The following is a 14145-nucleotide window of genomic DNA, read 5'->3' as shown; positions in this document are numbered from 1 at the left end:
TCTTTTATTTTTTTAAAGAAAAAAAATAAAAGGATTTCCACTGCTATCGGGGCTAATCTAACAGTCTAAAAATCTAATTATCCATATATGAAACTTTGGGAAAAAGGAATACCAACAGATAAACAAATAGAACATTTCACCGTTGGTAACGACAGAGAACTAGATTTAGTTCTTGCCAAATACGATGCTTTAGGCTCTATTGCTCATGCCAAAATGTTGCACCAAATCGGGCTTTTGACAACTTCCGAAACGGAATCTTTAGTTCTAGCTTTAGAAGATATTGTCATTGATGCAGAAAAAGGGCATTTCGAAATCGAAGATAGTTTTGAAGATGTACATTCTAAAATCGAGTATCTTTTAACGCTAAAATTAGGTGATGCCGGAAAAAAAATTCATACTGCCCGTTCTCGTAACGACCAAGTTTTAGTAGACGTTAATTTGTATCTAAAAGACGTGGTTAAAGAACTAAAGGAACAAGTAAAGAGTCTTTTTGATTTGTTAATGGAATCGGCTGAAAAACATCAAAATGTTTTATTGCCAGGATATACTCACCTTCAAATTGCGATGCCTTCTTCTTTTGGAATGTGGTTTTCTGCTTACGCCGAAACCTTAATTGATGATATGACGATGCTAAATGCTGCTTTGAAAATTGTAGACCAAAATCCATTAGGTTCAGCTGCAGGTTATGGAAGTTCCTTCCCAATTAACAGAACATTCACGACAAAGGAATTAGGGTTTAAAACTTTAAAATTCAATTCTGTAGCGGCACAAATGAGCCGTGGAAAATCAGAAAAAACGGTTGCTTTTGCAATGAGTAGTGTTGCTGCTACTTTGGCAAAATTTTCTATGGACGTTTGTTTGTATATGAGTCAGAATTTTGATTTTATCAGTTTGCCTGCCCATCTTACAACAGGTTCCAGCATTATGCCACACAAGAAAAACCCGGATGTTTTTGAATTGATCCGTGGAAAATGCAACAAAATTCAAGCCTTGCCGTATGAAATTACTTTAATTACCAACAACTTGCCAAGCGGTTATCACAGGGATTTACAATTGTTGAAAGAAGGACTATTTCCAGCGATTCAAAACCTGAAAGCGTGTTTGGATATCGCTATTTTTGCTATAAAAGATATCAAAGTAAAAGAACACATTTTAGACGATAAAAAATACGATTATTTGTTTACGGTAGATTCCTTAAACGAAATGGTTGTTGCCGGAATGCCTTTTAGAGATGCCTATAAAGTAGTTGCAGAACAACTGGAAAATGGCACTTTCAAATCACCAAAAGAAACCAAACATACGCACGAAGGAAGTATTAACAATTTGTGTTTAAAGGAAATAAAAAGGAAGATGAGAGATTCTTATTAATTCAAAACAAAAATAATGGTTATAATAAAATCCATTCGCTACAAAAACGAATGGATTTTATTATATTAAAAAAAAGATATTGAGGTATTAGAACACCCTCATCAAAATAGCCCTAAGAGTATCGTTAGAAAACGCAGTCAATGTATAGTTTTATCGCATCAAAGACATAAGTTTAAAGACATGGCTTCTACTTTTTCCCAATATCTTCAAAACTTCCTTTAGTTTTGTCTTCTTTAATTTCGAGTAAGATTATTCCTCCGTTGGCATTTCCAAATGATAAAATATCTTTAGAAAAGTTTCGCATAAAAATTTCTGTTGCATCGTTCAAGCCAAAAAAATTCAATTCCATTTTATAATCATAATGATTATTTTCTTTTGGAAATTTACCATGATCTTTTAAATTATCAATTACAATCGTAACTTGTTTCTTGAGTTCTTTTAAATTCATGAGGTTTAGAATAATGTTGAATAATATTGCTGGTAACTTGTCGACAGGTGAAACTAATCTCCGTAAATACACCCAAATATGGGTGATTAACGAAAGTTTGTTTCGTTTTATGTTCGTTCAAATATATTTATTTTTTCATACAAATCAGTAAATGCACAATTTATTTTATGAAAACTTTTCTTACTTAAATAGTGATGTAAAAAACCAATAATTCTCGCAACCGCGTGAGGGATGGGAGCGGCATCCTTTCCTTTTTCTTTAAAAAGGAAAGATACAGCGTAAAGCCCGACCCGGACGGAGTTTACGCAGGATGGGTCACGCCCAAAAAACAAGTTTAAACAAAATAAAATTCTTATCTTAGTTTAGCAATACAAGCGGCTATTGTACTAAAAATTATCATAATATTAGCAAAGAACCGTTGCAAAAATCAGTAAATTGGCCCTTTCAATTAGTACTTTAGAATACTTGTTAATACGACTTATGGAGAAAATAAAAATACTTTGGGTGGATGATGAAATCGACCTTTTGAAACCACATATATTATTTCTTGAAAAGAAAAATTACGAGGTAACCACCTGTAATAACGGTCGGGATGCGATTGATATTTTTGAGGAAAACAATTTTGATATTGTTTTTCTAGATGAGAATATGCCCGGAATGAGTGGTCTGGAAACGTTGTCGGAGATGAAAGAGAAAAAATCTTCGGTTCCCATGATTATGATTACCAAAAGTGAGGAGGAATACATCATGGAGGAAGCGATTGGCTCAAAAATTGCCGATTATTTGATCAAACCCGTGAATCCGAATCAGATTTTATTGAGTTTGAAGAAAAATCTGGATCATTCCCGATTGATTTCGCAAAAAACAACGTTGGATTATCAGAAGGAATTTAGAAAAATAACCATGGAAATGGCGATGGTGAATTCCTATGAAGACTGGATAGAATTGTACAAGAAATTGATTTTTTGGGAACTGGAATTGGAAAATATCGACGATCAAAGTATGGTTGAGATTCTCGAATCTCAAAAAACCGAAGCTAATTCCCAATTTGGAAAATTCATAGAGCGCAATTATGAAGACTGGTTTGCGCCAAAAGCGGATAAACCAATTCAGTCGCATACATTATTCAGAGAATTAGTAGTGCCGGAAATCGTAAAAAAAGACAAACCAATTCTATTTGTTGTGATTGATAATTTGCGTTACGATCAATGGAAAACCTTTGAAAGCGTGGTGGCCAATTATTATAAACTGGAAAAAGAAGTTCCGTATTACGCCATTTTGCCTACAGCCACGCAATATGCCAGAAACGCAATTTTCTCTGGTTTAACGCCTCTTGAAATGGAAAAACAGTTTCCTCAATATTGGAAAAATGATCCGGAAGAAGGCGGGAAAAATTTATATGAAGCGGAGTTCTTGACGGCACAATTGAAACGTTTGGGATTAAACATTAAGCAAGATTATTATAAAATTACCAATTTAGCTGGTGGCAAAAAACTAGTTGAAAACTTTAAATCTTTAAAAGACAATGATTTGGTTACGGTAGTTTACAACTTTGTAGATATGCTTTCTCACGCCAAGACTGAGATGGACGTGGTAAAAGAACTCGCCTCCGATGACAAAGCCTATCGCTCGCTGACATTAAGTTGGTTTAAGAATTCACCTTTGTTGGAAATTATTCAACAGGCTCAAAAATTAGGTTTCAAATTGATTTTGACGACAGATCACGGAACTATAAACGTGAAAAATCCATCGAAAGTGGTGGGTGATAAAAACACCAGTTTGAATTTGCGTTACAAAACAGGACGCAGTCTGACCTACGAACACAAAGACGTTTATGCGGTGAAAGAACCAAAAAATATTGGTTTGCCTACCATAAATATGAGCAGTTCTTATATTTTTGCAAAAAATGATTTGTTTCTGGCCTATGTCAATAATTACAATCATTATGTGAGTTATTACAAAAACACCTATCAGCACGGCGGAATATCATTGGAAGAAATGATTATTCCTTTCTTAGTTTTTAACCCGAAATAAAAAAAGAGTCGGTTCACAAACAAGATATTTTTAACCGTTTTGATGGAACTTTTAACCTTAAACTTTAAACAAAAAAGAAGAATGAATGTTACTTTTTCTTTAGATCAACTCGAGGAAGTTGCGCAAAAAATCATAGCCGAAAAGCCAAATAAAGTAATTCTTTTTCATGGAGAAATGGGTGTTGGCAAAACTACTTTGATCAAACAACTGTGCAAAACAGTGGGTGTTACGGATGCCACAAGCAGTCCAACTTTCTCTTTAGTTAATGAGTATCAAACTATTAAAAATCAAACTGTTTACCATTTTGATTTTTACAGGTTAAACAGCGAAACGGAAGCTATGGATATGGGAATTGATGATTACCTCTATTCTGGGAATTTGTGTTTCATAGAATGGGCCGAAAAAATTCCAAATCTAATTCCTGAAGCACATTCTGTAATTACTATTGAATTGCTTGCCGATGGAAAACGTTCTTTAGAATTAAGTTAAATAAAATTATGAGTTTAGAAAATACCGTAGAAATCATTCCTTTTTCAACAGACTTAAAGGAACATATTAAAATACTTAATTTAGAATGGCTGAAGAAATATTTCAAAGTGGAACCGAAAGACGAAATCGTACTTTCGAATCCGCAAAGCGAAATTATTGATAAAGGTGGAATGATATTTTATGCGAAATACAATAATCAAATCATAGGCACCGTTTCCCTGATAAAAATAGATGATTTTACTTTTGAATTGAGTAAAATGGCGGTTACAAATACGATTCAAGGTTTAGGAATTGGTAAAAAAATAATGGAACATTGTATGGCTGTTGCCAAAAAGGAAGGTATTTATAAACTTATCTTGTACTCCAATAGAAGTTTACTGCCCGCTATCCATTTGTATGAAAAATATGGTTTTGTAGAAATAGCATTAGAAGATGGAGTTTATGAAAGAGCCGATATAAAAATGGAAAGAATCATCCGTTAAATTTTAAAATAACGATTACTATACTTATCATCGTTACAATTGCATTTTTCTAAAACTTTTGCGTAAATTGTACCACAAATTAACAATTATAATGTCAATTACTATAACTCCATTCACAAAGCAACAGCTATTACCTCAAGAAGAAAAATTGGAAATAGCAAGACAAAAAAGCGAACTTTTTATTGGTATCCCAAAAGAAACCAGCTATCAGGAACGCCGCATTTGTCTTACTCCCGATGCAGTAAATTCACTGACTTATCATGGACACCGAGTAATGATTGAAGCTGGTGCAGGACAAAGTTCCAGTTATTCTGATAAGGAATATTGTGATGCCGGTGCAGAAGTTACAAATGACACCAAAAAAGTATTTAGCTGTCCAATGATTTTAAAAGTAGAACCAGCTACGACAGCCGAAATTCAAATGATGAATCCGGAATCAATCTTGATTTCCGCGATACAATTAAAAACAAGAAAGAAATCTTATTTTGAAGCTTTGGCTAAAAAAAAAATTACAGCTCTTGCTTTTGAATACATAAAAGATGAAGACGGCACTTACCCGGCCGTAAAATCATTAAGCGAGATAGCCGGTACCGCTTCTATACTAATTGCAGCCGAGTTGATGATTACCAATGAATTTGGAAAAGGATTGTTATTTGGCAATATAACCGGAGTTCCCCCTACCGATGTGGTTATTCTGGGAGCTGGAACTGTGGGTGAATTTGCCGCTAAAACCGCAATCGGTTTAGGCGCCAATGTGAAAGTATTTGACAATTCTATTACAAAATTACGTCGTTTGCAAAACAATTTAAACCAACGAATTTTTACTTCTACCATTCAGCCAAAATCTTTGTTAAAAGCTTTGAGACGTTGCGATGTGGCGATTGGAGCCATGAGGGGAAAAGAACGTTGCCCTGTCGTTGTTACCGAAACAATGGTCGAACACATGAAAAATGGTGCTGTAATTGTGGATGTAAGTATTGACACCGGTGGTTGTTTTGAAACCTCGGAGGTGACCTCACATGAGAAACCTACATTTATTAAAAACAATGTGTTGCATTATTGTGTACCCAATATTCCTTCTCGATATTCAAAAACTGCCTCTCTTTCCATTAGCAACATCATTACCCCTTATTTAATGCAAATCGCGGCAGATGGCGGTATTGAGACTGCAATTCGTTGTGATAAAGGACTTAAAAACGGAGTGTATTTGTATCACGGAATTCTTACCAACAAAGCCATTGGCGACTGGTTTGATTTACCGGATAAGGATATCAATTTAATTGTTTTTTAAGTAAACTTTCTTTTACCTTTGCCAAAAATTTGATTCATGAAATTTGTACACCGTTTTGCATATTATTTAGTTGGTTTAATTATGGGATTGTTCTTTGTAGCTGCTATCTTTAGTGGGAAAGACACCCGTTGTAATTATTTTCCAAATGCCAGGGTTTTGAATGATTTGAGAAACAAACCGTTCTACTATTCCGATAAAGCCTCCCAAATATTAGCTGAAAAATGGATAGACACCACCGATATTAAAAACACATTAAAATTTGGCGATGTTGATTTCGACAAAAGTAATGTGGAACTTAAAAAAGGTAAACTTTACATAATCGAAGGTCAAACTGTAAAAAAACAAGAAGTCATTCTTAAAGTGATTAATTACAACGATAAAGCGGTATTAGACGATATTGAAAAAAAATAAACAGTCTAAAAAGTATTATTTATAGTAATAACATGATTTCAATTTGGGCGTGACCCTTCGTAAAAACTTCGGGTCGTGCTGTACGTTCCTGCTTTTTTTTGAGTGGCTGAAACGCCTCACAAAAAAAGAGCTCCACTGCCATCACTCACGCGGAGCAATCTAAAAATCAAGTTAACCTTTAGGATACATCCTCTGAAATCCAGTCGATGGCCTCTATTCCATTTTGTTTTAAATAGTCGTTTGTTTTGCTGAAATGTTTGTTGCCAAACCACTTTCCTTGATTAGCACTCATAGGGGACGGATGTCCCGATTCTAAAACCAAATGTTTATTGCGGTCAATTTTTACTCCTTTTTTGTGCGCAAAATTTCCCCAAAGTAAAAACACCACATGCTCTTTTTCGTGTGAAATTTTTTGAATTACAGCGTCAGTAAAAAGATTCCATTTTAAATGTCTATGACTGTTCGGATTATCTTCTCTTACCGTTAAAGAAGCGTTCAAAAGCAAAACGCCTTGTTTTGCCCAAAAATCTAAATTGCCGGATGTGGGCATAAAAATAGTTCCCAAATCATCATTCAGTTCCCGAAATATGTTCCGCAAAGAAGGTGGAATTCGAACCTCTTCATTTACAGAGAAACACAAACCATTGGCCTCGCCTTTTCCATGATACGGATCTTGACCAATAATAACCACTTTTACATCGTTGAAACTGCAATAGTTAAAGGCCGAAAAAATCAATTCCTTGGGAGGATAACAGGTGTGATCCTTGTATTCATCATCGACAAATCCCAATAAATCTGAAAAATAAGGTTTCTGGATTTCGTTTGATAAAATGGATTGCCATTCCGCTTTAAGACTGATTTGCATAATTATGTATTAGAAAGCAAAGATACAGCGGGATTTTTTTTTTAAATCAAAAAAAGGATACTAAACATTCTTTAATTCTTTGTGAAAGTCTGTTAAATTATCTTAACTATTAGCTATTTTTGTCTTGAAAAGAATTATACGATAAATGATATCCATCACCGAAAAAACATTACAAGATTTACAATTTCCTACTGTTCTCGAAACCATTTCAACCATTTGCAATACTGACATTGGAAAACAAAAAGCCTTGGAAATAACTCCATTTAAAGACAAGGAAACGTTGATGCAGGCATTAATGCAAACGTCAGAGTATGTGTCCTCTTTCCAAAATAATAATGCAATTCCCAATCATGGTTTTGATGCTATTACTCATGAAATCAGGTTTCTTGCCATAGAAGACAGTTTTCTTGAAGTAGGTAGTTTTAGAAAAATTGCTACTATTTCATCCACTTCTAATTTTTTGCTGAATTTCCTGAAAAAATTCGAGGATTATTATCCCAACCTAAACGCAAGGGCTTTAGAAGTCGAATTTACCAAAGAGATTATCACCATGGTCGATGAAGTAGTCGATAAATATGGCGAAATAAAAGACAATGCTTCACCGGATTTATTGAATATCCGTCGGAATATGAATACGGTTCGCGGTAAAGTCAATCAGAGTTTTGGTACGGCTTTAACGCAATACAACGCTTTGGGATATCTAGATGATATCAAAGAAAGTTTTGTTCAAAACAGACGTGTTTTGGCGGTTTTGGCCATGTACCGTCGTAAAGTAAAAGGATCAATCCTGGGCAGTTCTAAGACAGGAAGTATTGCCTATATCGAGCCCGAAGCTACCTTACAATATTCGCGCGAATTAAGTAATTTAGAATATGAGGAAAAAGAAGAAATCAACCGAATATTAAAACAGTTATCCAATTATATTCGTCCTTTTTTACCACTTTTAATCAAATACCAAGATTTTCTCAGTGATGTTGATGTCATTGGCGCAAAAGCAAAATATGCTAATAAGATAAATGGAATTTTACCCACAATTACCGAAAATCGCCGACTTTATTTTAGAGATGCTTATCATCCAGTTTTGTACTTAAATAATAAACAAAAAAACGAAATTACGCATCCGCAAACCATTGAATTAAGCCAGGAAAGCAGAATTATTGTAATTTCAGGACCTAATGCAGGTGGAAAAACCATTTCATTAAAAACCGTTGGATTACTCCAATTAATGTTGCAGTCTGGTATGCTCATCCCAGTTCATGAACGCAGTGAAACATTTTTATTCGATAGAATACTTACCGATATTGGAGATAATCAATCTATTGAAAATCATCTTAGTACCTATAGTTACCGATTAAAGAACATGAACTATTTTTTGAAGAAGTGTAATAAGAAAACCATGTTCTTGATTGATGAATTTGGTACTGGTTCTGATCCAGAATTAGGTGGAGCATTAGCAGAAATTTTCTTAGAGGAGTTCTATCATCGGGAGGCTTTTGGGATTATTACAACTCATTATTCCAATTTAAAAATTCTAGCAAATGAGTTACCTTATGCAACCAATGCAAACATGTTATTCGACGAAAAAACATTAGAACCTTTATACAAACTGGTTTTAGGACAAGCGGGAAGTTCTTTTACATTTGAAGTTGCCTTAAAAAACGGAATTCCATTTAGTTTAATCAATCGTGCAAAAAAGAAAATTGAAGTGGGAAAAGTACGTTTCGATAAAACGATTGCTACCCTTCAGAAAGAGCGTTCAAAAATGGAGAAGACTTCACAAACGTTAAAAGAAGAGGAAAAGAAAGCGCGAGAAGAGGGAAAGAAAATGGAAACTATCAATGTAAAAATTAAACAAAAACTAGAAAGCTACCAGGAATTGTACGACAGCAATCAGAAAACGATTTACATTGGACAAAAAATTGAAGACATAGCTGAGAAATATTTTAACAACAAAAGTAAAAAAGACCTACTTGGTGAGTTTTTAAAAATTATTGAAATTGAAAATTCAAAACGTAAAAAAGCGACACCCAAAGAAACTAAAGCGCTGATAGAACAGAAAAAAGTAGTTGTTGAAGAGGTTACTCTTCAGGTCGAAGAAATCAGAAAAGAAAAGAAAGAGAAGAAACTAAAAGTAGTGGTTGAAAAACCAAAACCTATTCTAAAAGTCGGCGATCGAGTCCGAATGTCCGATGGAAAAGCAGTGGGAAGTATTGATAAGATTGAGAAGAACAAAGCGGTCGTGAATTACGGTGTTTTTACCTCTAAAGTAAGCCTTGAATCACTGGAATTCGTTGAAGCGGGAAAAAAATAATAAGTATTCTGTTTATAGTCTCTTCACCGGTTTTGTATTTTTGATTAAGGAGAAATATCTTTTTATTTGAATGATTTTGAATATCTACGTGAGGATGAAAGAACGAATAAATGACTTAATTTTAAATTTTTAATTATGCTTGATATTCCTAAAAACAAAAAAATAATCCTCTTTGACGGAGTTTGTAATCTTTGTGATGCAGCGGTACAATTCGTCATTAAGCATGACAAAAAAGATATTTTTAGATTTGCATCTCTGCAATCTGATTTGGGTCAGGAAATCATTAAATATATAGGAATTAACAACAGCAATATAGATAGTATAATTTTATACCAATCAGGAATTGCCTATTATTATAAATCGGATGCGGTCTTGGAAATTGCAAAAAATTTAAGTGGATTTTTTTATTTTGTAACAATTTTTAAAATTTTACCTATCAAATTAAGAAACTATATTTACGATTATATTGCTAAAAATCGTTACAAATGGTATGGTAAGAAAGATACTTGTATGATTCCTACAAAGGAGTTAAAATCTAAGTTTTTAGAATAAAAAATACTGTTATGATAATTATCATAAATTATATTTTGAAGGAACTCTAAATTTGAATAACCTTAAAATTTAAATTATGAAAGACACATCACTTTTTTCTTGGGACAATGGATCGTTTATGATGATTGTCGTTTTTGGTTTAGTGGTAGTGGGAATAGTTGCTGCGGTGCTTATTATGATGTATTCCGATACCAAAAAAAAATAATGACACAAAAAAAGAGGATGCCTTTTCAGACATCCTCTCAATATTTAAAAAAAGTTCTTTTTAAATATTAACTTCGTATTAATTTTCTATATTTCAATCGTTTCGGGGTTAAATCACCACCCAAACGTTTTTTCTTATTCTCTTCATAATCAGTGAAACCACCTTCAAAATAATAAACTTCAGAGTTTCCTTCGAAAGCTAGAATATGAGTACAAATTCTGTCTAAGAACCATCTGTCGTGAGAAATCACTACTGCACAACCTGCAAAATTCTCCAACCCTTCTTCCAAAGCACGAAGTGTATTAATATCCAAATCATTTGTAGGCTCATCCAGCAAAAGCACGTTTCCTTCTTCTTTCAAAGTCATTGCAAGGTGCAAACGGTTTCTTTCACCACCGGAAAGCATCGAAACTTTCTTATTTTGTTCTCCACCACCAAAATTAAAACGTGACAAATAGGCTCTTGAATTCACTTGTTTTCCGCCCATCATAATTAATTCCTGACCATCAGCAAAGTTTTCCCAAATTGATTTTTCAGGATTTATATTTGAGTGTGCTTGATCTACATAAGCGATTTTTACAGTGTCCCCAATCAAGAACTCTCCCGAATCTGGCTTTTCCTCACCCATTATCATTTTAAAAATTGTAGATTTACCAGCACCATTGGGTCCTATAATACCTACAATTCCTGCCTGCGGTAAAGTGAAATTTAAATTATCATACAGCAATTTATCGCCAAAAGCTTTCGAAACATTTTTGGCTTCAATAACATTAGTCCCTAAACGTGGACCATTTGGAATATAAATTTCTAGATTCTCATCCAATTGCTTTTGATCTTCATTCAATAATTTATCGTAGTTCTGCAAACGCGCTTTTTGTTTCGTTTGACGCCCTTTTGCTCCTTGACGAACCCACTCCAACTCGCGTTCTAAATTTTTTCTACGTTTGGAAGCTACTTTTTCTTCCAGTGCCATACGGCTTGATTTTTGGTCTAACCAAGAGGAATAATTTCCTTTCCAAGGAATTCCTTCACCTCTGTCCAATTCCAAAATCCATCCGGCAACATTATCCAAAAAGTATCTATCGTGTGTTACGGCAATTACCGTTCCTGCGTACTGTGCTAAATGTTGTTCTAACCAAAGAACACTTTCTGCATCCAAATGGTTCGTAGGCTCATCTAATAGCAAAACGTCAGGTTGCTGCAATAGCAAACGACATAAAGCTACACGACGACGTTCACCTCCAGATAAATTTTTGATTGGTGTATCTCCTTCTGGCGTACGCAAGGCATCCATTGCAATTTCCAGTTTGGTATCAATTTCCCAAGCACCCAATGCATCAATTTTATCTTGTAAAAGCGCTTGACGATCCATCAATTGCTCCATTTTATCTGCATTTTCATAGACTTCAGGCAAACCAAAACTATCATTGATTTTGTTGAATTCATCTAAAACTGCCATAGTTTCTGCAACACCTTCTCTTACAATTTCGATAACCGTTTTACTATCATCTAGAATAGGCTCTTGTTCTAAATAACCAACAGTATAGCCTGGCGCAAAAACGACATCCCCTTGGTAGTTTTTATCAACTCCGGCAATAATCTTCAATAATGAAGATTTTCCTGAGCCATTTAAACCCAAAATACCAATTTTTGCTCCATAAAAGAAACTCAAATAAATATTTTTAAGCACTGGTTTATCTGCTCCTTGATAGGTTTTACTCAATTTTGACATTGAGAATATTACTTTCTTATCGTCTGCCATTTTCTTTTTTAATTTAAAATTTAAAATTAATTCGTTCTTCTCTTATTTGTGCTCAGCTAAACATTAATATAGACTTTAAAGCCTTCCTTTAAGTGAACTAAATACCCAAGCATTAGCTAAAAATCCAACACCAACGGCAGCAAATCCCCATCCTGAAACATCGCTGTAACGGAAAGCTCCTAATCCTATTAAGAGTAATCCCATCAGAATCATTATTAAAGTTGCCCAACCTAAAACAGTGTTTTTATTCATTCCCATAATTGTGGTATTTTATTTTTTTACCGCCGACTCTGAAACGTCGGAACCCAAATGCAAATATCGGGATTTTTTACACTTTAATTAAATATTTTATAAAGCATTTCTCTTAATAAATCCGATTGAGATAAGGCATTAGCCCCGACACCTTTACTTTTTACATCAATATCTCTCAAAGCTCCCACAATTTGACTTACTTTTTTCATTGGGTAATTTTTTAGAGCCACATCATATTCCTTTAAAAAAAAAGGATTAACGCCTAATACAGCCGCCACGTTTTTAGGATTTCTATCTCTTAATCCGTGGTATTTCAATAACTGAATAAAAAAACCAAAAACCAAACTCGTAGTTACCACCATGGGATTATCTTTAGGATTTTGTGCAAAATTTTCGGCAATGGTATAGGCTTTCAGTTGGTTGCGTTCTCCCAAAGCTTTTCGCAATTCAAAGACATTAAAATCTTTACTAAAACCTATATTTTCCTCAATATGCTTTGGAGTTATTGTACTTCCAATAGGTAGAATAATTTGTAATTTTTCGAGTTCGTTGTTTATCTTACTCAGATCTGTTCCAAGAAATTCTACTAACATGGCATTTGCTTTAGGTTCAATCAAATACTTTTTACCTGATAAAACACGTTTAATCCAGTCGCCAACTTGGTTTTCGTATAATTTTTTACTTTCGTAAACGACGCCATTTTTCGCCAATAGTTTAGTCAATTTTTTACGTTTATCCAATGTTTTGTATTTGTAACAAAAAACTAAAACTGTTGTTGACATTGGGTTTTCAGCATAACTTTCCAATTTGTCTATCGTCCGAATTAAATCTTGTGCTTCTTTTACTATAACCACTTGACGTTCTGCCATCATCGGATAGCGCTTGGCGGTAGAAATAATATCTTCTATCGAAACATCTCTTCCGTATAAAACGGTTTGATTAAAGCCTTTTTCTTCCTCGGTAAGTACTTTTTCTTCTATATAATCAGATAATTTATCAATATAGTAAGGTTCTTCTCCCATCAAAAAATAGATGGGTTTGATGTTGCCGCTTTTTATATCATTTACAATTTTTACAACCTCGTCCATTTCTTTTTGTTTAAGGTTTGAATTTTAAAGTTTACGGCTTCCAATGAAACTTTAAACCTTAAATTTTAAACTTATTTAATACTTTTGTTTTATGCAAAAACTAAATTTTCAACTTTATAACTTTCGGTTCAAAAATAGCGAAAATAAAGTCTCCATTTTTGATGAAATCAGGAAAAAATTTATCATTCTCACACCCGAAGAATGGGTTCGTCAGCACGTAGTTCAGTATTTATTGGATGAAAAAAAATATCCTAAATCATTAATAAATGTTGAAAAAGTTCTAAAAGTCAATGGCTTGCGTAAAAGATACGATATTGTTGTTTTCAATTCTGATGGTTCTATTTTTATTTTAATCGAATGCAAAGCACCCGAAATAAAAATTGCACAAGCTACATTCGACCAAATTGCCCGGTACAATATGACTATGAAGTCCCAATTTTTGATGGTGACCAATGGATTGAATCATTACTTTTGTCAAATGGATTATGAAAACGAGAAATATACTTTCCTGGAAAATCTACCAAATTATAATAGCTAGATTATTAAACTTATTAGATTTTAAGAATCTAAAATGTCGAAAAATCTAT

General features: G+C 33.8%; 15 protein-coding genes. 10 read left to right on the top strand and 5 right to left on the bottom strand.

Annotated features, from left to right (window positions below):
* Positions 1-87 precede the first annotated feature (87 nt).
* Positions 88-1368, top strand: a complete 1281-nt coding sequence (gene argH, locus ACFX5D_RS10810; RefSeq protein WP_379858204.1) for an argininosuccinate lyase — start codon at positions 88-90, stop codon at positions 1366-1368.
* A gap of 187 nt (positions 1369-1555) precedes the next feature.
* Here argH and ACFX5D_RS10805 read toward each other — a convergent pair whose 3' ends face one another.
* Complete coding sequence (locus ACFX5D_RS10805; RefSeq protein ID WP_379858203.1) at positions 1556-1816, bottom strand: hypothetical protein; 261 nt, start codon at positions 1814-1816, stop codon at positions 1556-1558.
* 480 nt (positions 1817-2296) lie between these two features.
* On the opposite strand from ACFX5D_RS10805, the gene porX reads away from it, so the two are divergent.
* The 5 genes from porX to ACFX5D_RS10780 all read left to right on the top strand — a co-directional run bounded on the left by porX (position 2297) and on the right by ACFX5D_RS10780 (position 6523).
* Positions 2297-3850, top strand: coding sequence for a T9SS response regulator signal transducer PorX (gene porX, locus ACFX5D_RS10800; protein WP_379858305.1), 1554 nt, complete (start codon positions 2297-2299; stop codon positions 3848-3850).
* 81 nt (positions 3851-3931) lie between these two features.
* A complete protein-coding gene (gene tsaE, locus ACFX5D_RS10795) occupies positions 3932-4339 on the top strand; it encodes a tRNA (adenosine(37)-N6)-threonylcarbamoyltransferase complex ATPase subunit type 1 TsaE (protein ID WP_379852049.1) in 408 nt (135 codons plus the stop codon).
* An 8-nt stretch (positions 4340-4347) separates the two neighbouring features.
* Entirely contained in the window at positions 4348-4821 is a 474-nt protein-coding gene (locus ACFX5D_RS10790; protein WP_379858202.1) for a GNAT family N-acetyltransferase, read from the top strand.
* Positions 4822-4912: 91 nt separating this feature from the next.
* Positions 4913-6112, top strand: coding sequence for an alanine dehydrogenase (locus ACFX5D_RS10785; protein ID WP_379851963.1), 1200 nt, complete (start codon positions 4913-4915; stop codon positions 6110-6112).
* A 36-nt stretch (positions 6113-6148) separates the two neighbouring features.
* On the top strand, positions 6149-6523 hold the full coding sequence (locus ACFX5D_RS10780) for a DUF4258 domain-containing protein (RefSeq protein WP_379858201.1): 375 nt from the start codon (positions 6149-6151) through the stop codon (positions 6521-6523).
* 178 nt (positions 6524-6701) lie between these two features.
* Here the strand turns inward: ACFX5D_RS10780 and ung are convergent, their stop codons facing one another.
* Positions 6702-7388: a uracil-DNA glycosylase gene (gene ung, locus ACFX5D_RS10775; RefSeq protein WP_379858200.1), complete on the bottom strand. Its 687-nt coding sequence runs from the start codon at positions 7386-7388 to the stop codon at positions 6702-6704.
* A 145-nt stretch (positions 7389-7533) separates the two neighbouring features.
* Here ung and ACFX5D_RS10770 point away from each other — a divergent pair, with 145 nt between their 5' ends.
* The 3 genes from ACFX5D_RS10770 to ACFX5D_RS10760 all read left to right on the top strand — a co-directional run bounded on the left by ACFX5D_RS10770 (position 7534) and on the right by ACFX5D_RS10760 (position 10456).
* Positions 7534-9699, top strand: a complete 2166-nt coding sequence (locus tag ACFX5D_RS10770; RefSeq protein ID WP_379858199.1) for an endonuclease MutS2 — start codon at positions 7534-7536, stop codon at positions 9697-9699.
* A 135-nt stretch (positions 9700-9834) separates the two neighbouring features.
* A complete protein-coding gene (locus tag ACFX5D_RS10765; RefSeq protein WP_379858198.1) occupies positions 9835-10251 on the top strand; it encodes a thiol-disulfide oxidoreductase DCC family protein in 417 nt (138 codons plus the stop codon).
* 76 nt (positions 10252-10327) lie between these two features.
* Complete coding sequence (locus tag ACFX5D_RS10760; protein WP_379851958.1) at positions 10328-10456, top strand: hypothetical protein; 129 nt, start codon at positions 10328-10330, stop codon at positions 10454-10456.
* 67 nt (positions 10457-10523) lie between these two features.
* On the opposite strand, the gene ettA is transcribed toward ACFX5D_RS10760, so the two are convergent.
* From ettA to holA, 3 genes are all read right to left on the bottom strand, one after another.
* A complete protein-coding gene (gene ettA / locus ACFX5D_RS10755) occupies positions 10524-12218 on the bottom strand; it encodes an energy-dependent translational throttle protein EttA (RefSeq protein ID WP_379851957.1) in 1695 nt (564 codons plus the stop codon).
* Positions 12219-12293: 75 nt separating this feature from the next.
* Positions 12294-12476 carry a CAL67264 family membrane protein gene (locus tag ACFX5D_RS10750; protein WP_039108177.1) on the bottom strand — a complete coding sequence of 61 codons (183 nt, stop codon included), beginning with the start codon at positions 12474-12476 and terminating at the stop codon, positions 12294-12296.
* Positions 12477-12553: 77 nt separating this feature from the next.
* Complete coding sequence (holA, locus tag ACFX5D_RS10745) at positions 12554-13558, bottom strand: DNA polymerase III subunit delta (protein ID WP_379858197.1); 1005 nt, start codon at positions 13556-13558, stop codon at positions 12554-12556.
* A gap of 91 nt (positions 13559-13649) precedes the next feature.
* Here holA and ACFX5D_RS10740 point away from each other — a divergent pair, with 91 nt between their 5' ends.
* Complete coding sequence (locus ACFX5D_RS10740) at positions 13650-14096, top strand: type I restriction enzyme HsdR N-terminal domain-containing protein (RefSeq protein ID WP_379858196.1); 447 nt, start codon at positions 13650-13652, stop codon at positions 14094-14096.
* Positions 14097-14145: the final 49 nt, after the last annotated feature.

The sequence above is a fragment of the Flavobacterium fructosi genome (genome assembly GCF_042787335.1).
Taxonomy (GTDB): Bacteria; Bacteroidota; Bacteroidia; order Flavobacteriales; family Flavobacteriaceae; genus Flavobacterium; species Flavobacterium fructosi.
Note: the sequence above shows the minus strand (reverse complement) of the source record. Positions and strands in the feature narration are given on the sequence as shown.